Origin of the sequence: Allopontixanthobacter sediminis, from assembly GCF_009828115.1 — a bacterium.
Lineage (GTDB): Bacteria > Pseudomonadota > Alphaproteobacteria > Sphingomonadales > Sphingomonadaceae > Allopontixanthobacter > Allopontixanthobacter sediminis.
In genome coordinates, this window is the sequence record NZ_WTYL01000002.1 from 906,205 (window position 1) to 927,213 (window position 21,009).

Sequence of the window (21,009 nt, forward strand, 5' to 3'; positions counted from 1 at the left end):
CGGCGGACGGTATGTCAGGATGGTTGACCGGTGCCCGCCCCGCTCCTATATGAGCGTCACACCGACCGCTTCGAGACAGACGGGCCCTTGCGCGGGGGCTCGCCACGAAAGGAAGCGGCGGATTTCATGGCCGCGATGCAACAACTGCAGCAACTCCTTCAAATCGAAGGAGAAGCGCTGCGGTTTTTCTGCGTGTCCGGCCATGGCGAAATTCAGCGTGTGGCACGAATTTTCCGCCGGAATTTTGCGATTCCGGCCAAATTGAAAGAGGCGAATCACCTCCATGGCGACCAAACCCAAGGCACCCAAGGTATCCCGGAACAGCAATACCGGTACCGCCAAGAAGCGTATCCGCAAGATTTTCGGCGACATTCACGAAGTCGTGAAAATGCCGAACCTCATCGAAGTGCAGCGCGAGAGCTATGAACAGTTCCTCCGCAGCGATCCTTCGATCGGCTATGTCTCGGGCCTTGAAAAAACCCTGCGTTCGGTGTTCCCGATCCGCGATTTCGCCGGTTCCGCCGAGCTTGATTTCGTGCATTACGAACTCGAGCCGCCGAAGTACGACACCACTGAATGCCGCCAGCGCGGGATCACCTATGCCGCACCGATGAAGGTGACGCTGCGCCTGATCGTGTTCGAAGTGGACCAGGAAACCGAAACCCGCTCCGTCCTCGATATCAAGGAGCAGGACGTCTACATGGGCGACATGCCGCTCATGACCGGCAACGGCACCTTCATCATCAACGGTACCGAGCGCGTGATCGTGTCGCAGATGCACCGGTCGCCCGGTGTGCTGTTCGACCATGACCGCGGCAAGACCCATTCGTCCGGCAAGTTGCTGTTCGCTGCGCGCGTCATTCCCTACCGCGGTTCGTGGCTCGATTTCGAATTCGACGCCAAGGACATCGTCAACGTCCGGATCGACCGCAAGCGCAAGCTGCCGGTAACCTCGCTGCTGTTCGCGCTCGGTCTCGACAGCGAAGATATCCTCAACCACTTCTACGAAACCGTTGTGTGGCAGCGCGTGTCCGGCAAGAAGGGCGAAGGCTGGCAGATCCCGTTCAAGCCCGAAACATGGCGCGGCCTGAAGCCCGATTTCGCCCTCGTCGATGCGAACACCGGCGAAGAAGTCTTCGCTGCCAAGGAAAAGATCAGCCCGCGCGCTGCGAACAAGGCGGCCAAGGATGGGCTCACCACCTTGCTGATCCCGACCGAGGAAATTCTCGGCCATTACGCCGCGCGCGACATGATCGACGAGAAGACCGGCCGCATCTACATCGAAGCGGGCGATGAAGTTTCGCTCGAAAACCTCGAAATCCTCGACAAGGCGGGCGTCGACACGATCGATCTGCTGGATATCGACGAAGTGACCATCGGGCCGTGGATCCGCAACACGCTGGCGGTCGACAAGGCTGAAAATCGCGACGAAGGCCTGGAAGCGATCTACAAGGTCATGCGTCCGGGTGAACCGCCAACCAAGGAAACCGCCGAAGCGCTGTTCGAAGGCCTGTTCTTCGATAGCGAGCGTTATGACCTGTCCGCGGTTGGCCGCGTGAAGCTCAACATGCGTCTTGAACTGGACGCGGAAGACACCGTGACCACGCTGCGCCGGGAAGATATCCTGGCGGTGGTCAAGGAACTGGTCGACCTGAAGGACGGCAAGGGCGAAGTCGATGACATCGACAACCTCGGCAACCGCCGGGTCCGTTCGGTCGGCGAATTGCTGGAAAACCAGTACCGCGTCGGGCTGCTGCGGATGGAGCGTGCCGTCAAGGAACGCATGAGCAGCGTCGATGTGTCGACTGTGATGCCGAACGACCTGATCAACGCCAAACCGGCCGTTGCCGCTGTGCGCGAGTTCTTCGGTTCCAGCCAGCTGTCGCAGTTCATGGACCAGACCAACCCGCTGTCCGAAGTGACGCATAAGCGCCGCGTTTCGGCTCTCGGGCCCGGCGGTCTTACCCGTGAGCGCGCCGGCTTCGAAGTCCGCGACGTTCACCCGACCCACTATGGCCGGATCTGCCCGATTGAAACGCCGGAAGGCCCGAACATCGGTTTGATCAACAGCCTTGCCTCGTTCAGCCGGGTAAACAAATACGGCTTCATCGAAACGCCTTACCGCCTCGTCAAGAACGGCAAGGTGACGACGGAAGTGAAGTATCTTTCGGCGATGGAAGAACAGAAGCACGCCGTGGCGCAGGCTTCTGCCGAACTGAACGCCGATGGCACGTTCGTGGAAGAACTGGTTTCGGCGCGTGAAAGCGGCGAATTCGTGATGCTGCCGAACGACCAGATCACGCTGATGGACGTTTCGCCCAAGCAGCTGGTTTCGGTTGCGGCATCGCTCATTCCGTTCCTGGAAAACGATGACGCCAACCGCGCGCTGATGGGTTCCAACATGCAGCGTCAGGCTGTGCCCCTGGTGAAAGCCGAAGCACCGTTCGTCGGTACCGGCATGGAAGAAACCGTGGCCCGCGATTCCGGCGCTGCGATTTCGGCCGTACGCGGCGGGATTGTCGATCAGGTCGACGCTACCCGCATCGTGATCCGCGCCGTGGGTGATGTCGAACCCGGCCAGTCCGGCGTCGATATCTACACGCTGCAGAAATTCCAGCGCTCGAACCAGAACACCTGCATCAACCAGCGTCCGCTGGTGAAGGTGAACGACGTGATCGAACCTGGCGACATCATCGCCGATGGTCCGTCCACCGATCTGGGCGAACTGGCGCTCGGCCGTAACAGCCTCGTCGCCTTCATGCCCTGGAATGGCTACAATTACGAAGACAGTATCCTGATCTCCGAACGCATCGTGAAGGACGACGTATTCACGTCGATCCACATCGAGGAATTCGAAGTGATGGCCCGCGATACCAAGCTTGGGCCTGAAGATATCACCCGCGACATTCCCAACGTCGGCGAGGAAGCCCTGCGCAGCCTCGACGAAGCCGGGATCGTCTATATCGGTGCGGAAGTGCACCCGGGCGATATCCTGGTCGGCAAGATCACTCCCAAGGGCGAAAGCCCGATGACGCCGGAAGAAAAGCTCCTCCGTGCGATCTTCGGTGAAAAGGCGTCCGACGTTCGCGATACTTCGCTGCGCCTGCCGCCAGGTGTCGCCGGTACCGTGGTCGAAGTTCGTGTGTTCAACCGTCACGGCATTGAAATCGATGACCGTACCCGGGCGATCCAGAACGAGGAAATCGAGCGTCTGCGCAAGGACAGCGAAGACGAACGCGCCATTCTCAACCGGGCGACCTACAACCGCCTGCGCGAAATGCTGCTCGGACAGACAGCTTCCGCCGCGCCGAAGGGCGTCAAGAAGGGTGTCGTGATCGACGAGGCGCTTCTGGACGATCTCGAGAAATTCGAGTGGTTCAAATTCGCCGTCGCCGATGACGGCCGCCAGATGCAGATCGAAGCGGTCAAGTCGCAGTATGACGATGCCGTGAAGATCATCGAAGACAAGTTCGACGACCGGAAGGAAAAGCTGGAACGGGGCGATGAACTCGCACCGGGCGTGCTCAAGATGGTCAAGGTCTTCGTGGCGGTTAAGCGCAAGCTGCAGCCGGGTGACAAGATGGCCGGCCGTCACGGCAACAAGGGCGTGATCAGTCGCATCCTGCCCGCCGAAGACATGCCGTTCCTCGAAGACGGTACGCCGGTCGACGTGGTGCTCAACCCGCTGGGTGTGCCGTCACGAATGAACGTCGGGCAGATCTTCGAAACCCACCTCGGGATGGCCGCTCGCGGTCTGGGGCAGCAGGTCACTGCGGCGCTGGAAGAATGGCGCGCGGCGAACCCCGATGTCGGTGAAGACTACGAAGGCGTTAACCCTCCGGCAGTCGTCGTCGAAACGCTCAAGCATGTGTACGGCGAACAGTACCACGCCGAACTGGAAAGCCGTTCTGCGGGAGATATCATTGAACTGGCGGGCAACCTCCAGAACGGGGTGCCGATGGGTACGCCGGTATTCGATGGTGCGCGTGAAGCGGACGTCACCGAAATGCTCCACCTGGCAAATCTGCCCGGTTCGGGCCAGGTGACCCTGTTCGATGGCCGCACGGGCGAATCGTTCGACCGCCAGGTTACCGTCGGGTACATCTACATGCTGAAACTGCACCACTTGGTCGACGACAAGATCCACGCACGTTCGATCGGGCCCTACAGCCTCGTCACCCAGCAGCCGCTGGGCGGTAAGGCGCAGTTCGGCGGACAGCGCTTCGGTGAAATGGAGGTCTGGGCGCTCCAGGCCTACGGCGCGGCCTACACTCTGCAGGAAATGCTCACCGTGAAGTCCGATGACGTGATCGGCCGGACCAAGGTCTACGAGGCGATCGTCAAAGGCGACGATACCTTCGAAGCCGGCATTCCGGAAAGCTTCAACGTGCTGGTGAAGGAAATGCGCAGCCTCGGCCTCAACGTCGAATTGTCTTCGATCGACAGCGGCGAAGACGATGACGGCGCGATGCAGATAGCGGCGGAATAAGGGAACGGGGCGGCGCGCCACAACGCCGCCCCTTTCCGGCTCCACCAAAAATTTTCACCCGACTAGGGATGACCAGAATGAACGACCTGACAAAATTCACCAACCAGCTCGCAAAGCCGGAAACCTTCGACCAGATCCAGATCGGGATCGCTTCCCCCGAACGGATCCGTTCGTGGTCCTTCGGCGAAATCAAGAAGCCGGAAACCATCAACTACCGCACGTTCAAGCCTGAACGCGATGGCTTGTTCTGCGCCCGCATCTTCGGTCCGGTAAAGGATTACGAATGCCTGTGCGGCAAGTACAAGCGCATGAAGTACAAAGGCGTCGTCTGCGAAAAGTGCGGCGTCGAAGTCACCGTGACCAAGGTCCGCCGCGAGCGGATGGGCCACATCGAACTGGCTGCGCCGGTTGCGCATATCTGGTTCCTGAAATCGCTCCCGAGCCGGATCGGCCTGCTGCTCGACATGCAGCTGAAACAGCTTGAGCGCGTCCTGTATTTCGAAAGCTACATCGTCACCGAACCCGGCCTCACGCCGCTGGAAAAATTCCAGCTGCTGACCGAAGACGAAATGCTCGAAGCGCAGGATGAATACGGCGAAGACGCGTTCACCGCCGATATCGGCGCCGCCGCGGTCAAGACCATGCTGATGGATCTCGACCTCGTGCAGGAACGCGACGATTTGATGGAAGAGCTGCGGGTTACCAAATCCACGCTCAAGCCCAAGAAGATCATCAAGCGCCTGAAGGTCGTCGAAAGCTTCATCGATTCGGGCAACCGCCCCGAATGGATGATCCTCGAAGTCGTGCCGGTCATTCCGCCCGAACTGCGCCCGCTGGTGCCCTTGGACGGCGGCCGTTTCGCGACGTCCGATCTCAACGATCTCTATCGCCGGGTGATCAACCGCAACAACCGCCTGAAGCGCCTGATCGAACTGCGCGCACCGGACATTATCGTCCGTAACGAAAAGCGGATGCTGCAGGAATCTGTCGATGCGCTGTTCGACAACGGCCGCCGCGGCCGGGTGATCACGGGCGCCAACAAGCGTCCGCTGAAATCGCTGTCCGACATGCTCAAGGGCAAGCAGGGCCGCTTCCGCCAGAACCTTCTGGGCAAGCGCGTCGATTATTCCGGTCGCTCGGTCATCGTGACCGGCCCGGAACTGAAGCTGCACCAGTGCGGTCTGCCCAAGAAGATGGCGCTCGAACTGTTCAAGCCGTTCATCTACGCCCGCCTCGACGCCAAGGGTCTTTCGATGACCCTCAAGCAGGCGAAGAAGTGGGTCGAGAAGGAACGCAAGGAAGTCTGGGACATCCTCGACGAGGTGATCCGCGAACATCCGGTCATGCTCAACCGGGCGCCAACGCTTCACCGTCTGGGCATCCAGGCGTTCGAACCGGTACTGATCGAGGGCAAGGCGATCCAGCTTCACCCGCTGGTCTGCTCCGCCTTCAATGCCGACTTCGACGGCGACCAGATGGCAGTCCACGTGCCGCTCTCGCTGGAAGCGCAGCTGGAAGCGCGCGTGCTGATGATGTCGACCAACAACATCCTCTCGCCTGCCAACGGCAAGCCGATCATCGTTCCTTCGCAGGACATGGTGCTGGGCATCTATTACCTTTCGATGGACCGCGCAGGCGAGCCGGGCGAAGGCATGATGCTGTCGGACATGGCCGAAGTGCACCAGGCGCTGCACATCGGTGCGGTGACCTTGCATTCGAAGATCACCACCCGCGTTCCGCAGGCCGACGAAAAGGGCAAGATCGCGCTCAAGCGGTTCGAAACCACTCCGGGCCGCATGCTGATCGGGGAATGTCTGCCGAAGAACCACAAGGTTCCGTTCGACATCGTCAACCGTCTTCTGACGAAGAAGGAAATCGGCGACGTGATCGACCAGGTCTATCGTCACACCGGTCAGAAGGACACGGTGCTGTTTGCCGACGCCATCATGACGCTGGGCTTCCGCCACGCGTTTAAGGCAGGCATTTCCTTCGGCAAGGATGACATGATCATTCCCGATTCGAAGGAAGGCATGGTCGCCACGACCAAGGCGCTCGTGGCCGATTACGAACAACAGTATCAGGACGGCCTGATCACCCAGCAGGAAAAGTACAACAAGGTGATCGACGCCTGGAGCCGTTGCGGTGACCAGGTGGCCGATGCCATGATGGAAGAGATCAAGGCCCGCCCGGTCGACGAGAACGGCCGCGAAGCCCAGATCAACTCGATCTACATGATGAGCCATTCGGGCGCGCGTGGTTCGCCAGCGCAGATGAAGCAGCTTGCCGGTATGCGCGGCCTGATGGCCAAGCCTTCGGGCGAGATCATCGAAACGCCGATCATCTCGAACTTCAAGGAAGGCCTGACCGTCCTTGAATACTTCAACTCCACCCACGGGGCCCGTAAGGGTCTCGCGGATACGGCTTTGAAGACGGCGAACTCGGGTTACCTGACCCGCCGACTGGTCGACGTGTCGCAGGATTGCGTCATCGTGATGGAAGACTGCAAGACCGATAACATGCTGGAAATGCGTGCGATCGTTCAGGGCGGCTCGGTCATCGCAACGCTCGGTGAGCGCATCCTCGGACGCACCACCGCGGAAGACCTGATCAACGCGAAGACCGAAGAAGTCATCGTCAAGTCCGGCACCCTGCTGGACGAAGCGATGGTGGCGGAAATCGAAGCGGCTGAAGTGCAGTCCGCCAAGATCCGCTCGCCGCTGGTCTGCGAAGCCGATCAGGGCGTTTGCGGCAAGTGCTACGGGCGCGATCTCGCCCGCGGTACACCGGTCAACATCGGTGAAGCTGTCGGCGTTATCGCCGCGCAGTCGATCGGTGAGCCGGGCACGCAGCTGACTATGCGTACCTTCCACATCGGCGGGGCCGCGCAGATCAACGAAACCAGCCATCTCGAAGCTATTTCGGACGGCAAGATCGAATATCGCGACATGCCCACCATCAAGGACAAGAAGGGGCGTCTGCTCTCTCTCGCCCGGACCGGTGAGCTTGCGGTGATCGATGCCGAGGGCCGCGAACGCGAAATTCACAAGGTGCCTTACGGTACCGTGCTGATGCAGCCGGACGGTTCGAAGGTTAAGCAAGGCGACCGGATTGCCGAATGGGATCCGTTCACCCTGCCGATCATCACCGAACAGTCGGGCATCGTCCGCTTCCAGGATCTTGTCGACGGCAAGACCATGGAAGAACGGGTCGACGAAGCCACCGGCATCGCCCAGCGCGTGGTCGTGGAAGATCGGTCCGCCAACCGGAAGAAGAAGGAGGACCTGCGTCCCCGCCTGACTCTTCTCGGCGAAGGGCAGAGCCTGGACGATGAAGGCGAAACCGAAGCCCAGCGCTACATGCTGGCTCCGGGTACCTCGCTCTCGGTCGAAGACGGACAGCAGGTTTCGGCAGGCGACATTCTCGCTCGTGCCAGCCGCGAAGCCGCCAAGACCCGTGACATCACCGGCGGTCTGCCGCGGGTGGCCGAATTGTTCGAAGCCCGTATTCCGAAAGACAATGCGATCATTGCCAAGATTTCCGGCCGGATCGAATTCGTTCGCGAATACAAGGCCAAGCGCAAGATCGCGATCATCCCGGAAGAAGGCGATCCAGTCGAGTACCTGATCCCCAAGACCAAGGTGATCGACGTGCAGGAAGGCGATTTCGTCAAGAAGGGCGATACGCTGATTTCGGGCAGTCCGAACCCGCACGACATTCTCGACGTTCTGGGCATCGAGCCACTGGCAGAATATCTCGTCAACGAAATCCAGGAAGTCTACCGGCTTCAGGGCGTGAAGATAAACGACAAGCACATCGAGACGATCGTTCGTCAGATGCTGCAGAAGGTTGAAATCACCGATGGCGGCGATACCACCCTGCTGGCCGGCGAACAGGTCGACCGGGAAGAGATGGAAGAATACAACGCCAAGCTCGACAAGAAGGGCAAGCGCGCCGAAGGCAAGCCGATCCTGCTCGGGATCACCAAGGCTTCGCTCCAGACGCGCAGCTTCATCTCGGCCGCGTCCTTCCAGGAAACGACCCGGGTGCTGACGCAGGCTTCGGTCGAAGGAAAGAAGGACTCGCTGATAGGTCTGAAGGAAAACGTCATCGTTGGCCGCCTGATCCCGGCGGGTACCGGTGCCGGAATGAACCGGATGCGGGTAACGGCCAACAGCCGTGACGCGTCCATCCGCGCTTCATGGAAGAAGGCCCAGGACGCGATCATCGCTGCCAATACCGCGGAAGAAGAGCATGCTGCGGAACTCGCCCAAGGCGCTGAAGCCGCAATTGGCGACGATCCGCTGGCGGCAGTCGAGGGCGAAACCCACGGCACCGATGCGGATGCCGGCGAGTATCTGAACAAGGATGCGGCAGACGGCGATACGGCTGAATAAGTCTGGCGTCCGATGCACAAAAAAGCCCCGCCGGAGCGATCCGGCGGGGCTTTTTGTTTAGGGCCTGATGGTTGACTAGCCATGGTCGGTGCAACAAGAGACGGTCATGAAACGGATTTTGATCTGCTGCGGGCTGTTGGTCAGCAATTCCGCAAGTGCAGCTGAACCCGATGAATTCCGACAGGATGCCCAATTGCTGGAGCGATTGGTTGACTATCAATATGCCTATCTGGACAGATTGCCCGATGGCGACTTCGAGCTCACTCCTACACTCAGGGCCGAGGCGGAGGAAGTTAACACACGCGGCGAATTGATCCGGTTTGCGGAACGAGCGCTGACCCTGCTTGCTGATCATCATGTGATCACCGGCGCGTCACTTTCCGACAGCTGGGCGGTGTTCCCCAGCTACGGCGATTTATGGATTGAGCGGCATGGAGACGGCTATGTGGTTGAGCAGGTGCGCGAAAATAGCCCTGCATCACAAGCAGGCATCAAAGCCGGAGACCGCATCATTGGCATTGGCGGCCTGCCAACTCAAAGCGCGGTAGACGCTTTTTGGAAAGATCTGGGGCGTCTGGATGGGGCCACCGATGAAGGCTTTGCTGCTCGCATCCTCGCGGCGGGCAGGCGCGACAGAACAAGGAAACTCACCGTACGGCACGCATCGGATAAGCCGCGCGACCTGGAATTGGCCAACCTGTACGCATTGGCCGAGACTGACCAGCCGCCGCTTTCTGTGAGCCAAGAGGATGAAAGCCTCATCATCAAGTTCCACGATTCATTGGGCCGCGATGATACAATCGCGGCGTTTGATCAGACCATGGCCGCAGCGGCAACCAACCAACCGATCATTCTCGATCTGACGGATACGGCCAGCGGAGGAAACACGAACGTCGCTCGCGGAATCATGGGCTGGTTCGTCGAGCAGCCGACCGCCTATCAAATTCACGACCTGCCCGCTGAAATGCGCCGCACGGGGATTGCCCGCCAATGGATCGAACAGGTCCTCCCCCGGGAAGGAAAGTATCATTCAGGCACTGTCACCGTTCGCGTTGGGCGCTGGACGGGCAGCATGGGAGAAGGTCTGGCAATAGGCTTCCACGCAATGGGCGCGGCGGTCGAGGGGGCCCGCATGGCAGGGTTGCTGGGTGCAGTTTATGACGAGCGTTTGCCCAATTCTGGTCTGCTTGTGAAGCTACCGGTCGAGCGCCTTTACGCTGTCGATGGAACGCCCCGGGAGGAGTTTGAACCCACACCGAAGGCCGGGCCGCGCTGAGCGTTGACAGGCGTGGTTATTACCAGCGTGAATTGATGCAGGGTAGGGCATGGCGCGCTACGAATACGCCATCCGCTCCAACTCGCCGAATGCCGCCAGCGCCCCCGGATCGCCAAATGGTGCGAGCTGGCTCATAAATACGCCCGCTATTCCGGCAGTTGGGTCGATCCAGTAATAGGAATTGAAGATGCCCGCCCAGCACATGCTGCCTGCCGATCGGCCGCCGGCGACGGGTTCCGGGTTGATCAGGAAGCCAAGGCCCCAGCCGGTGTGCTGATCGGGGAAAGTGTCGAAGGGGGCGGCGAAATCCGGCATGGCGGTGGGCATGGCGCCGGCGCGGATGGACCCGATCTGGTTGCGCGACATTGCCGCGACGGTCTCCGCCTGCAGCAACCGGTTTCCGTCCAGTTCGCCGCCGCGCAGCATCATCTGCAGGAAGCGGGCATAATCTTCGGCGGTCGAGGTCAGGCCGCCGCCGCCGCCGTGGAATTCGCCGCCGCCAAGGTACAACGGGCTGAGCGCAAGACCGCCGTCCTTGGCGCGCGTGTGGACCTTCGCCGCACCGGCGGGCAGTGTGTCACAAAAGGCAGTGTTTCTAAGGCCAAGCGGCACGAAAACATGGCGGTCCAGATAGGTCTGCAGATCGGTACCGGTGACCGCCTCTATCGCCAACCCCGCCCAGTCGGTCGAGACACCGTAAGCCCAATCATCGCCCGGATCGAACAACAGCGGCATCGTGATCCCCGCCTTCGATCCCGGTGCCGGGATGCCTACCGCACGGTAATAGCGCAGGACTTCCGGCTGGACGAAAGCGTAGCCAAGTCCCGAGGTGTGGGTGAGCAGATGCCGCAAAGTGATCGGCCGCGCGGCGGGGCGAAGGATCGGAGCGCCGTCTTCGTCGAAACCGGCCAGCACCTGCGGATCGGCCAGTTCGGGAAGGACTTCGCCGATGGGTGCATCAAGCTCGATATGTCCGGCTTCCACCAACTGCATCGCGCCGACCGACACCAGTGCCTTGGTCATCGACGCGACCTGGCAGATCGTGTCCATTTCCATCGGCGTCCCGGTAAGGGCATCCGCAAAACCATAGCTGCGGCTATACCGGACCCCGTCGCGGTCCACGATCATGCAGGCTGCGCCCGGCAGCCGGGCTTCGGTGATGGCCCGCGAGAGCTCTGTATCATCTATCATGATCGGCACGTTAGCTGGCCGGACAGGGCAATCCAGCGGAATTCGCTACCCTTATTTCCGATGGGGACGAACAAGTGTATGCCGGGCATCGTCCGGAAACTTGCAAAAAGGATACCGCAATCATGCGCATCATTCCTGTCATCATCCTCGCAACGCTTGCTGCCTGTGCGCCGGTGGACAACGACCCTCTTGCGCCGGGCAGCGACCCGGTGGTTGCGGACGGCGTAATCATAGATCCTGCGGCACTGACCGGTGAGTACCGTCTCGCGGGAGTCGACGGGCGGGACATCAACCTGTCTCACGGGATTTCCGCATCAATTTCGGAACAGGAAATCGAGGTTCTCTCGCAATGTATCCGGTTCAAATGGAGCTATGCGTTGGCCGATGGCGTGCTAGCGACAGAGCGCACTCCTTCGATGAGCTGCAGGCGCGCGCTGCTTCCGGAAGAGGAGGCGATTTCCCGTGCCTTCGATGATGCGGTCCAGGTCCGGCGGACACCGGCCAACGGGATCGAGTTTTCAGGCGAAGGGCATACGGTCACACTCTTCTCGCAATAATCCGCGCGGGGCGCTAAGTGGCGGGGCATGACCGCAATCACCCGTTTCGCCCCTTCGCCGACCGGCAATCTCCATGTCGGCAACATCCGCACGGCGCTGCACAATTGGTTCCTGGCGCGCAAGGCAGGCGGCAAGTTCATGTTGCGGATAGACGATACCGACGCGGAGCGCAGCCGCGAGGAATATGTCGAGGGCATTCGCGCCGACCTGGCATGGCTTGGACTGGATTTCGACGGGGAAGAACGGCAGTCCGCCCGTCTTGGCCATTACGAAGCCGCCTTCGAAACCCTTAAGGCCAGCGGGCGCGTTTACCGGGCCTACGAAACCGCGCAGGAACTTGACCTCAAACGCAAGGTCCAGCTCGGCCGCGGCCTGCCGCCGATTTATGATCGCTCGGCCTTGCGACTGACCGAGGATGATCACGCGGCGAAAGCCGCCGATGGTACCGCGCCGCATTGGCGGTTCCTGCTCGATCACGACAGCCCGATTGCGTGGGACGACGGAGTTCGCGGACCGCAGAAATTCGACGCCGCCAGCCTATCCGATCCGGTGATCCGCCGGGCCGACGGATCGTGGCTGTATATGCTGCCCAGCGCGGTAGACGATATCGAGATGGGCATTACCGACGTGCTGCGCGGCGAAGATCACGTATCCAACACCGCAGTGCAGGTGCAGATGTTCGAAGCGCTGGATGCCGCGCCGCCGCGGTTCGCGCATGAAGCGCTGCTGATGGGCAAGGAAGGCAAATTGTCCAAGCGGCTCGGATCTCTGGGCTGCGAGAGTTTCAGGGAACGCGGGATCGAACCGGAAGCCATCGCCGCGTTGCTGGCGCGGCTCGGAACATCCCAGCCGGTAGAACCGATTGCCGATCGCCAAGCGCTTGTGGCCAGTTTCGACCTTGGCAGCTTTGGACGCGCGCCGGCCAAGTTCGACGACGCCGATCTCGACCGGCTGAACACTGCCATCGTGCACCAGATGGACTACGCTGCGGTGAAGCACCGCCTGCCGGACGGGATGGATGAAGCGGCCTGGCACGCGGTCCGGCCCAATTTGATGGTCGTGGCGGATGCCGCGGAATGGTGGCGGATCGTCACGGGCCCGATCGACTTGCCGGAATTTTCAGACGAGGACCGCGGCTATCTGGCGCAGGCGGCTGGGGTGCTGGATTTCTCTGCCGGCGACCCGTGGCATGCGTTGACTGGCACCCTCAAGAAGACCACCGGCCGGAAAGGCAAGCCGCTTTTCCTTCCGCTCCGCCAGGCGCTAACAGGTATGGACCACGGACCTGATATGGCCGAATTGCTGCTGGTGCTCGGCGAGGAAACTGCCCGCCGGAGGCTCGAACGAGCGGCGAGCTGAACCAGCATCTTGGTTGCCGCGGACAATAAAAAACGGGGCCGAAGCCCCGTTTCTCATTCAACCATTTTGGATCGGCAATTAAGCGCTGATCGCCTCATCGTCATCGTTGTCGATCACGGTAAGGGCAATAAATGCAGCCAGAACACCAGCGGCCAGAAGACCGAGGATGCCGTCGCCGCCGCCAAGTTCGCTTTCGCTGGTTGCCGGCGCGGAAGCGCGGGCAGTATCCGCTGCCGAAACGGCAGGTGCAGCTGCGAGCGAAACGGCCGCTGCGGCAATGAAGAGGTTACGAATTTTCATATTTGCGACTCATGAAGCTTTAAAGGGACGCTCGGGCTACCGCACTAATCGAACAATAGCAATGCAGTAACACGCAAAGTTGGAAAAAACAGAGCCGATGGCCGTGATTAGCAGGGAATTGGACCGCTAACGGCGCTCGGGGCGGAATAACGCGCCGCGCTACAACTGGTGCTCGACAAAGATTTTTATGCCCAAGCCAATCAGGATGAGCCCGCCCAGAATTTCGGCCCGTTTGCCCAGCTTCGCGCCCGCGAGTGCGCCAAGATACACCCCGGGGTACGTCAGCACAGCGGTAGTCAATCCGATCACGGCGCACGCCGCGAGAATGGGAACCCCGAATGTCGGCAAGGTGATACCGGCGACGGCGGCGTCGATGCTGGTCGCCACCGCTGCCACCAGCAAAGGCCAGATTGTCAGCGGCCGGACAGTCTCTTCCGGATCTCGCTCCAGGCCTTCGCCGATCATGCGGACGCCGAGGATGCCAAGCAAGACCAGGGCGATCCAGTGGTCGACCGCTTCAATAATGCTGCCGAATGCGACGCCAAGGCCCCAGCCAAACAGCGGCATGATCGCTTGGGCAAGCCCGAAGGCGAGGCTCATCCGCAAGGCCGCCAAGTGGTTCGGGCGGCTGGACGCACCATGTGCGACCGCCGCAGCAAAGGCGTCCATGGCAAGCGCCAGGGAAAGCAGGAAGAGGGAAATCGAAATCATGACTGTCTGTGAATATTGTCCGGAAACCTGAGCCCAAGTTTAAGGGCACATACGGGATTACCCCGTTATCCGCCGTGGCGTTCCAGCTCGTCACCCGCAAGGGTCACGACATGCAGCAGGTTGGTGCTGCCCGGAGTCCCGAACGGCACCCCGGCAAGCGCGATCATCTTGCTGCCCGCCTTGCCGAAACCGTGCCGCAGGGCCATCCGCTTGCCCTTGGCGATCATCTCTTCGAAACTTCCGATATCCTTAGTGATTACCGGATGTGCGCCCCATAGCAGGGCGACGCGGCGCGCGGTCCGGTTGGACGGGGTCAGCACCAGCATCGGCACCGAAGGCCGTTCGCGCGCCACCCGGCGAGCGGTCGAACCGGAGCCGGTGAACACGGTAATGGCCGACACCAGCACGGTGTCGGCGATGGTCATGCAGGCGTGGCTGAGCGCGTCAGCCGTCGTTGCATCGGGCGGGGTATCGAGGAAGCGCACGCGCGCGAGATAGCTGTCGTCGCGTTCCACCTGCACCGCGATCCGGTCCATGATGGTGACCGCTTCTTCCGGCCATTCGCCAGCAGCAGTTTCGGCGGACAGCATCACCGCATCGGCCCCGTCATAGACTGCGTTGGCCACATCCGAAACCTCGGCGCGGGTCGGCGCGGGGCTTTCGATCATGCTTTCCAGCATCTGCGTTGCGACGATCACCGGCTTGCCCAGCATCCGCGCCTTGTTGACGATCTTCTTCTGCAACGGCGGCACTTCTTCGGGCAGCAACTCGACCCCGAGATCGCCGCGCGCGACCATCACCCCGTCACACATCTCGAGAATTTCATCGAGGCGGCGGACAGCCATCGGCTTTTCGATCTTGGCGCACAGCGCACCGTAACCGCCCATCAGCTTGCGCGCTTCGGCGAGGTCTTCCGGGCGCTGGACGAAGCTGAGGCCGATCCAGTCGGCTCCCTGCTGCACGGCGAAAGCGAGGTCGCGCCGATCCTTTTCCGTAAGCGCAGGAATGGGGATCTCCGCATCGGGCACATTCACGCCCTTGCGGTCGGAGATTACGCCGCCCACGACGGCGGAGCATAGGATCTCGTTTTCGTCCGCGCGGATCACTTTCAACTGGATCTTGCCGTCGTTGATCAGCAGGCGCTGGCCTTTCTCAAGCAGGCCGAACAATTCGGGATGCGGCAGTTCCACGCGCGTTTCGTCGCCGGGTTCCGGGTTCCGGTCGAGCGTGAAGTGACCCGAATGGCGGATCACAGCGCGGCCATCCTTGAACTTGCCGACCCGCAGTTTGGGCCCCTGCAGATCGCAGAAAATCGCGATTGGACGGCTGAATTCCTTTTCCATCTCGCGGATCGCGGCAATCGTCCCGGCGTGAACCGCATGTTCGCCGTGGCTCATGTTTACACGGAAGGCATCGACCCCCGCCTTGAACAGTTTACGGAGCATTTCGGGGGAGCTGCTGGCCGGTCCGACCGTTGCGAGGATCTTGACCTTGCGTCCGCGGGGGGCGAGTTTGTGCGATGGAGATTTTGCCATGGCTACCGCCTATGCCAAAGCCGCATGACAGCACAAGGACGATGATGATGGATACGAATTCAAACAGCCCGCTGGACGATCTCCCCGACGCCGTGGCGGCCGCGGCTTTCCGGCGATTGGTGCGCCATCTGCAGCACCGCCACGATGCACAGAATATCGACCTGATGGGCCTGTCGGGATTTTGCCGTAACTGCCTGGCGGACTGGATCGTGGACGCCGGTTTCGAAGGTGACAAGGCATCTGCACGGGAGGTGATCCACGGAATGCCCGCGGCCGAATGGAAGGCGAAGCACCAGTCGCCGGCTACCGACGAGCAGCTCGCCCGGATGGCCCAAAGCGTCGCGAAGAACAGCGGATAGGGAAAACCTCGCCTGGCCGCTTCACCGCGCGGTCTGGTCCCGCTACTAGGCGCCTCGACTGATTCTCACACCATCTGGAGCTACACCATGGCTGAAGCCACCGACGACCGCCTGCGCCTGCTGATCGAGCGCATCGAGCGCCTTGAAGAAGAAAAGAAGGGCATCGCCGACGATATCCGCGATGTCTACGGCGAAGCGAAAGCGGTTGGCTATGACCCCAAGATCATGCGCCAGGTCGTGCGGCTGCGGAAAATGAAGCCGGATGATCGCAGCGAAATGGAAACGATTCTCGACGTCTACAAATCGGCGCTTGGCCTCGCTTGATCGGGCGCTATTCTGGCGGCGGAACCAGACAGGAGTGTAATCTATGGCCGGACCCTGGAAAGATGCCCGCGGCATCACCGTCACCACCACGCCCACGCTGGAAGGGCAGCCGATCAAGGAATATCTCGGGATCGTGACCGGTGAGGTGATCGTCGGCGCGAACCTGTTCCGCGATCTGTTCGCCAACATCCGCGACATCGTGGGCGGGCGGTCCGGATCGTACGAGCGTATCCTGCGGGACGCGCGAGAACAGGCGATCCAGGAACTTCAGGCCGAATGCGGGGCAATGGGCGGCAACGCGGTGGTCGGGATCGATCTCGATTACGAGGTCATCGGCGACAAGGGCTCGATGCTGATGGTCAGCGCCAGCGGGACCGCGGTCAAGGTCTGAACCGATGATTTCCGTCCGACGGCTCGGGGGGAATGATGTTGCGGGCTTTCGATCGATGAACGCCCTGTTCGCCCAGGTCTTCGGGATGCCCGATGATTATCTCGGTGCAGTTCCGCCAGAGGATTACTGCCGCCGCTGGCTGGCGGACGACCGGAATATTGCGCTGTTGGCTGACAGTGGCAATGAGGTCGTAGGCGCACTGGCGGGATATCGCCTCGACAAATTTGAACAGGTCCGGAGCGAAGTCCATATTTACGATCTCGCAGTAATTGAGACCCACCGCCGACGTGGTGCGGCCAGCGCGCTGATCGATGCCGTGAGGGCGATCGCCCGCGATGCTGGCACGTGGACCATTTTCGTCCAAGCAGACACCGCGCCGGAGGATGAACCGGCAATCGCGCTGTATCGCAAGTTCGCCAGCGAGGAGATTACCGCGCTGCATTTCGATATCGTACCTTAGCCGATTGTCTCCCTGCCTTGGCTTCGCTAGGGGCATGGCACAACCAACCCAGCGTTAGTCAGAAGAGTCACGATGGCAGGCCATTCCAAATTCAAGAACATCATGCACCGCAAGGGCGCGCAGGATAAAAAGCGCTCGGCGATGTTTTCCAAGCTCAGCCGCGAAATTACCGTAGCAGCGAAGATGGGCGCACCCGATGTCGACATGAACCCCCGGCTTCGGCTGGCGGTGAACAGCGCCAAGGCGCAGTCGATGCCCAAGGACAATATCCAGCGCGCGATCGACAAGGCGTCCGCCAACGAGGGCGATGATTACGAGGAAGTCCGCTACGAAGGCTACGGCCCCGGCGGCAGCGCGATCATTGTCGAGGCGCTGACCGACAACCGCAACCGCACTGCCACCAATGTGCGCACCGCGTTTTCCAAGCACGGCGGCAATCTGGGTGCCACCGGATCCGTTTCGCACGGCTTCGAACGGCTTGGACTGATCGTTTACCCCGCCACCGCGGGCAGCGAAGACAAGATGCTGGAAGCCGCAATGGAGGCCGGCGCGGAAGACATCCAGTCGGGCGCGGAGGAACACGAGATCTGGACTGCGGCGGACGACCTGCACGAAGTCGCCGGTGCGCTGGAAAAACTGCTGGGCGAGGCGGAAACGGTCAAGCTGGCGTGGAAACCGAACATCACCGTGGACATGGACGAAGCGGGCGCGGGCACGCTGTTCAAGCTGCTCGACGTGCTCGACGACGATGACGATGTCCAGACGGTGTGGGGCAATTACGAAGTGTCCGACGAGATCATGGCCAAGCTGGACCAGGACTGATGTTTGCACTCGTCGCCAAGGCCATGGTCGCCGGGGCGATGATCGTTGCAATTGCGGAGATCGGCAAGCGGCTCCCGGCCACTGCTGCCTTGGTTGCGTCGCTGCCGCTGGTGTCGGTCCTGGGCATGATCCTGCTGTGGCACGAACGGCCCGACCCGGAGAATATGGCGGTCCACGCGGGGGCGACTTTCTGGTACGTGCTGCCCTCGCTACCGATGTTCCTGGTGATGCCAATTATGCTGCGGGCGGGCATCCCATTCTGGATAAGCCTGACAGCAGGCTGCGCGCTCACCGTGACATTATACACCCTGATGGCGGCTTTCGAACCGCGCTTCGGCCTCCGGCTTTGAAGCGGGTGCAACCATGCTGATACTGGGCCTCGACCCCTCGCTGTCCTGTACCGGCTGGGGCGTGGTGCGCAGCGAGGGTAGCCGCTTGATTCACATCGCCAACGGTCAGATCGCCACCAGCGCAAAAGCACCAATGGCGCAGCGGTTGGCCGCACTTCAGCAGGGGCTGGCGCAGGTGATCGCCGACTATCAGCCAGACCGCGCGGCGGCTGAAGAAATCTTCGTCAACAAGAACCCGCAGTCCACGCTCAAGCTGGCGCAGGCTCGCGGTGCGGTGCTTGCAGCGTGCGGTACCGCGCGGCTGGACGTGACGGAACACGCCGCACGGCTAGTGAAGAAAGCGATCGTCGGCACCGGCGCGGCGGACAAAGTCCAGGTGCAGGCCATGCTCAGGGTCCTGCTTCCCGGAGCGGTGATTGCGGGAGCCGACGCGGCCGACGCATTGGCAGTAGCCATCGCCGACGCGCATTTGACACGCGGCGTTTAGCTGGACCGAAAGACCAATGAGGCTAGGCGGAGCGTAGCTCCTACAGGACGCCCAAGACCCGAAGTACGATTACGATAATAACAACGGTGACGATGAGTCCGAGGATGCCTCGCATTGAATAATTCCTTTCGGCCGCCAAGGTTCGGCGGTTACCAGGTCACAACCGCACTTAGGGTCATATGTTCCCGACGCGCGGGGAACTGTGGTTCTGGAACTGCCCTGAAGCAACGGGTTAAAAGCCGAATTGTCGTGGTTAGTGGGCCGGCCAGTCTATCGGGTGTCGGCGCTTTCTTCGCTCACAAGCCGGGCATCCAACCTATTCAGAGTGCGAACAATGTCGCGCAGATAGATTGCACAATAGATCACCGCTGCGAAGGCGACGAGCTGGGCAACAGCCAGGATCATCACTACCAACTGCATCATCACATCCGACATAACTCAGCCCTCCAAACTATCGTATGGACACATTGAGCATGTTTCCGCAGATCTCCGCAATGGTGCCGTTTGTCGGAAGGCAGCTTCTTTCCGCAATTTTCGTTTAGCGGTCCTAATTCCATGGCATAGTGAAGAGGGCGATAGAATTGGCGAAAGTGAGGGTCCAGGAAATCCATGAATAAGATCGAAATCTACGGCATTCCCAATTGCGACACTGTCAAGAAGGCACGCCGCTGGCTTGATGCGCGGGGGATCGCGTATGATTTCCATGACTACAAGAAGGTCGGCGTAGACCCGGTCCGGCTGAAGGGCTGGGTGCGGGACAAGGGCTGGGAAGCGCTGCTCAACCAGCGCGGCACCACTTTCCGCAAACTGGACGACGCGGACAAGGCCGATCTCGACAGCAACAAGGCCGTCACATTGATGGTGCAGAACCCCTCTATGATCAAACGCCCAGTGGCAGAATATCCCGGCGGACTTCTTGTCGGGTTCAAGGAGGATGAATGGGACGCGGCGTTTACCTGATAGTGCTGGCGCTGGTTGCGGCGGTCATGCCCACTTTGGCCCATGCGCAGTCAGACGGTCCGCTGATCATCGCGCATCGCGGCGCGAGCGGGGAACGGCCCGAACACACACTGGCGGCCTATGACCTCGCCATCGATCAGGGTGCGGATTACATCGAGCCCGACCTGGTGATTACCAAAGACGGGGTGCTGGTGGCGCGGCACGAGAACGAGATTTCCGGAACCACCGATGTCGCGGCAATGCCCGATTTCACGGACCGCAAACGGACCAAGACCATCGACGGGGAAGCGGTCACCGGTTGGTTCACAGAGGACTTCACGCTGGCTGAACTCCGCACCCTGCGTGCTCGGGAACGCTTACCCGAACTCCGGCCAGCCAATGCACGGTTCGACGGATTGTACCAGGTGCCGACATTCGCCGAGATCATCGCACTGGTCAAAGCCCGGGAAGCTGAGACAGGAAAACGGATTGGCCTGTATCCTGAACTCAAACATCCATCCTTCCTGATGCAGGAAACCGGCATCGACACGGCCGCTGTGTTGCTGCGCGAACTGGACCGCGCCGGGTCGGTGCCGTCCGATCCGGTGTTCATCCAGAGCTTCGAAGCTGCGCCGCTCCGGCAATTGAACTCTGCCAGTGAGTGGAAGCTGGTCCAGCTGATTGCGCCGGAAGGCGGCCCGGCGGATTCGCCCGGGATGCGCTATTTCGACATGGCGAGACCGGCTGGCCTTGCCGAAGTGGCGCAATATGCCGACGCAATTGGCGTCGCAATTCCGATGGTGCTGAACGCCGATGGCTCGCCGACTTCATTGGTGGCAGACGCCCATGCAGCCAGGCTTCAGGTCCATGCGTGGACATTGCGCAAGGAAAACGCCTTCCTGCCGCCTGCTCTGCGATTTGGGGATGACCCGTCAGCCGCCGGAAATCTGCCTGCGTTGTGGGCCTTGTTGAAAGGGGCGCAGGTGGATGGGGTGTTTACGGACGATCCCTTGCCGGCCATTCGTGCCAGCCGCGGCCTATCTGTCCAGCCACGCGAATAAAGCC

20 protein-coding genes are annotated in these 21,009 nt (G+C 60.9%); 14 read left to right on the forward strand and 6 right to left on the reverse strand.

Annotation, left to right across the window (positions count from 1 at the left end; genetic code table 11):
• Positions 1-45: 45 nt before the first annotated feature.
• Positions 46-285 carry a hypothetical protein gene (locus GRI65_RS10045; RefSeq protein ID WP_160756352.1) on the reverse strand — a complete coding sequence of 80 codons (240 nt, stop codon included), beginning with the start codon at positions 283-285 and terminating at the stop codon, positions 46-48.
• On the opposite strand from GRI65_RS10045, the gene rpoB reads away from it, so the two are divergent.
• The 3 genes from rpoB (at position 284) to GRI65_RS10060 (ending at position 10,159) form a co-directional block, all read left to right on the forward strand.
• Entirely contained in the window at positions 284-4,489 is a 4,206-nt protein-coding gene (gene rpoB / locus GRI65_RS10050; protein ID WP_160756353.1) for a DNA-directed RNA polymerase subunit beta, read from the forward strand. The two genes, GRI65_RS10045 and rpoB, sit on opposite strands and share 2 nt — an antisense overlap.
• Positions 4,490-4,566: 77 nt before the next feature.
• Positions 4,567-8,883: a DNA-directed RNA polymerase subunit beta' gene (gene rpoC / locus GRI65_RS10055; protein ID WP_160756354.1), complete on the forward strand. Its 4,317-nt coding sequence runs from the start codon at positions 4,567-4,569 to the stop codon at positions 8,881-8,883.
• Between the two features lie 106 nt (positions 8,884-8,989).
• Positions 8,990-10,159 carry a S41 family peptidase gene (locus tag GRI65_RS10060; RefSeq protein ID WP_160756355.1) on the forward strand — a complete coding sequence of 390 codons (1,170 nt, stop codon included), beginning with the start codon at positions 8,990-8,992 and terminating at the stop codon, positions 10,157-10,159.
• Between the two features lie 57 nt (positions 10,160-10,216).
• Here the strand turns inward: GRI65_RS10060 and GRI65_RS10065 are convergent, their stop codons facing one another.
• Entirely contained in the window at positions 10,217-11,350 is a 1,134-nt protein-coding gene (locus GRI65_RS10065; protein WP_160756356.1) for a serine hydrolase domain-containing protein, read from the reverse strand.
• Positions 11,351-11,472: 122 nt separating this feature from the next.
• Here GRI65_RS10065 and GRI65_RS10070 point away from each other — a divergent pair, with 122 nt between their 5' ends.
• Together GRI65_RS10070 and gltX are read left to right on the forward strand one after the other, a co-directional pair.
• Positions 11,473-11,907: a hypothetical protein gene (locus tag GRI65_RS10070; RefSeq protein WP_160756357.1), complete on the forward strand. Its 435-nt coding sequence runs from the start codon at positions 11,473-11,475 to the stop codon at positions 11,905-11,907.
• 27 nt (positions 11,908-11,934) lie between these two features.
• A complete protein-coding gene (gltX, locus tag GRI65_RS10075; protein WP_160756358.1) occupies positions 11,935-13,266 on the forward strand; it encodes a glutamate--tRNA ligase in 1,332 nt (443 codons plus the stop codon).
• Positions 13,267-13,344: 78 nt separating this feature from the next.
• On the opposite strand, the gene GRI65_RS10080 is transcribed toward gltX, so the two are convergent.
• The 3 genes from GRI65_RS10080 to pyk form a co-directional block, all read right to left on the reverse strand.
• Positions 13,345-13,566, reverse strand: coding sequence for a hypothetical protein (locus tag GRI65_RS10080; RefSeq protein WP_160756359.1), 222 nt, complete (start codon positions 13,564-13,566; stop codon positions 13,345-13,347).
• A 159-nt stretch (positions 13,567-13,725) separates the two neighbouring features.
• On the reverse strand, positions 13,726-14,277 hold the full coding sequence (locus tag GRI65_RS10085) for a manganese efflux pump MntP (protein WP_160756360.1): 552 nt from the start codon (positions 14,275-14,277) through the stop codon (positions 13,726-13,728).
• A 65-nt stretch (positions 14,278-14,342) separates the two neighbouring features.
• Positions 14,343-15,812, reverse strand: a complete 1,470-nt coding sequence (gene pyk / locus GRI65_RS10090; RefSeq protein ID WP_160756361.1) for a pyruvate kinase — start codon at positions 15,810-15,812, stop codon at positions 14,343-14,345.
• Positions 15,813-15,859: 47 nt separating this feature from the next.
• Here pyk and GRI65_RS10095 point away from each other — a divergent pair, with 47 nt between their 5' ends.
• From GRI65_RS10095 to ruvC, 7 genes are all read left to right on the forward strand, one after another.
• Positions 15,860-16,171 carry a DUF1244 domain-containing protein gene (locus tag GRI65_RS10095; protein WP_160756362.1) on the forward strand — a complete coding sequence of 104 codons (312 nt, stop codon included), beginning with the start codon at positions 15,860-15,862 and terminating at the stop codon, positions 16,169-16,171.
• 87 nt (positions 16,172-16,258) lie between these two features.
• A complete protein-coding gene (locus GRI65_RS10100; protein ID WP_160756363.1) occupies positions 16,259-16,495 on the forward strand; it encodes a DUF2312 domain-containing protein in 237 nt (78 codons plus the stop codon).
• A gap of 73 nt (positions 16,496-16,568) precedes the next feature.
• Positions 16,569-16,886: a heavy metal-binding domain-containing protein gene (locus GRI65_RS10105; protein WP_160756593.1), complete on the forward strand. Its 318-nt coding sequence runs from the start codon at positions 16,569-16,571 to the stop codon at positions 16,884-16,886.
• A gap of 55 nt (positions 16,887-16,941) precedes the next feature.
• The gene (locus GRI65_RS10110; protein WP_269816310.1) at positions 16,942-17,346 is read left to right on the forward strand and encodes a GNAT family N-acetyltransferase; all 405 of its coding nucleotides are present in this window, start codon (positions 16,942-16,944) and stop codon (positions 17,344-17,346) included.
• A gap of 72 nt (positions 17,347-17,418) precedes the next feature.
• Positions 17,419-18,168 carry a YebC/PmpR family DNA-binding transcriptional regulator gene (locus tag GRI65_RS10115; RefSeq protein ID WP_160756365.1) on the forward strand — a complete coding sequence of 250 codons (750 nt, stop codon included), beginning with the start codon at positions 17,419-17,421 and terminating at the stop codon, positions 18,166-18,168.
• Entirely contained in the window at positions 18,168-18,518 is a 351-nt protein-coding gene (locus tag GRI65_RS10120; protein WP_160756366.1) for a DUF3147 family protein, read from the forward strand. Before GRI65_RS10115 ends, GRI65_RS10120 begins: the two co-directional genes overlap by 1 nt.
• Positions 18,519-18,531: 13 nt before the next feature.
• Complete coding sequence (ruvC, locus tag GRI65_RS10125) at positions 18,532-19,005, forward strand: crossover junction endodeoxyribonuclease RuvC (protein WP_160756367.1); 474 nt, start codon at positions 18,532-18,534, stop codon at positions 19,003-19,005.
• Between the two features lie 270 nt (positions 19,006-19,275).
• Here ruvC and GRI65_RS10130 read toward each other — a convergent pair whose 3' ends face one another.
• Positions 19,276-19,440, reverse strand: coding sequence for a hypothetical protein (locus tag GRI65_RS10130; protein ID WP_160756368.1), 165 nt, complete (start codon positions 19,438-19,440; stop codon positions 19,276-19,278).
• A gap of 174 nt (positions 19,441-19,614) precedes the next feature.
• Here GRI65_RS10130 and GRI65_RS10135 point away from each other — a divergent pair, with 174 nt between their 5' ends.
• Together GRI65_RS10135 and GRI65_RS10140 are read left to right on the forward strand one after the other, a co-directional pair.
• A complete protein-coding gene (locus tag GRI65_RS10135; RefSeq protein ID WP_160756369.1) occupies positions 19,615-19,965 on the forward strand; it encodes an ArsC family reductase in 351 nt (116 codons plus the stop codon).
• The gene (locus GRI65_RS10140) at positions 19,944-21,005 is read left to right on the forward strand and encodes a glycerophosphodiester phosphodiesterase family protein (protein WP_160756370.1); all 1,062 of its coding nucleotides are present in this window, start codon (positions 19,944-19,946) and stop codon (positions 21,003-21,005) included. Before GRI65_RS10135 ends, GRI65_RS10140 begins: the two co-directional genes overlap by 22 nt.
• Positions 21,006-21,009 lie beyond the last annotated feature (4 nt).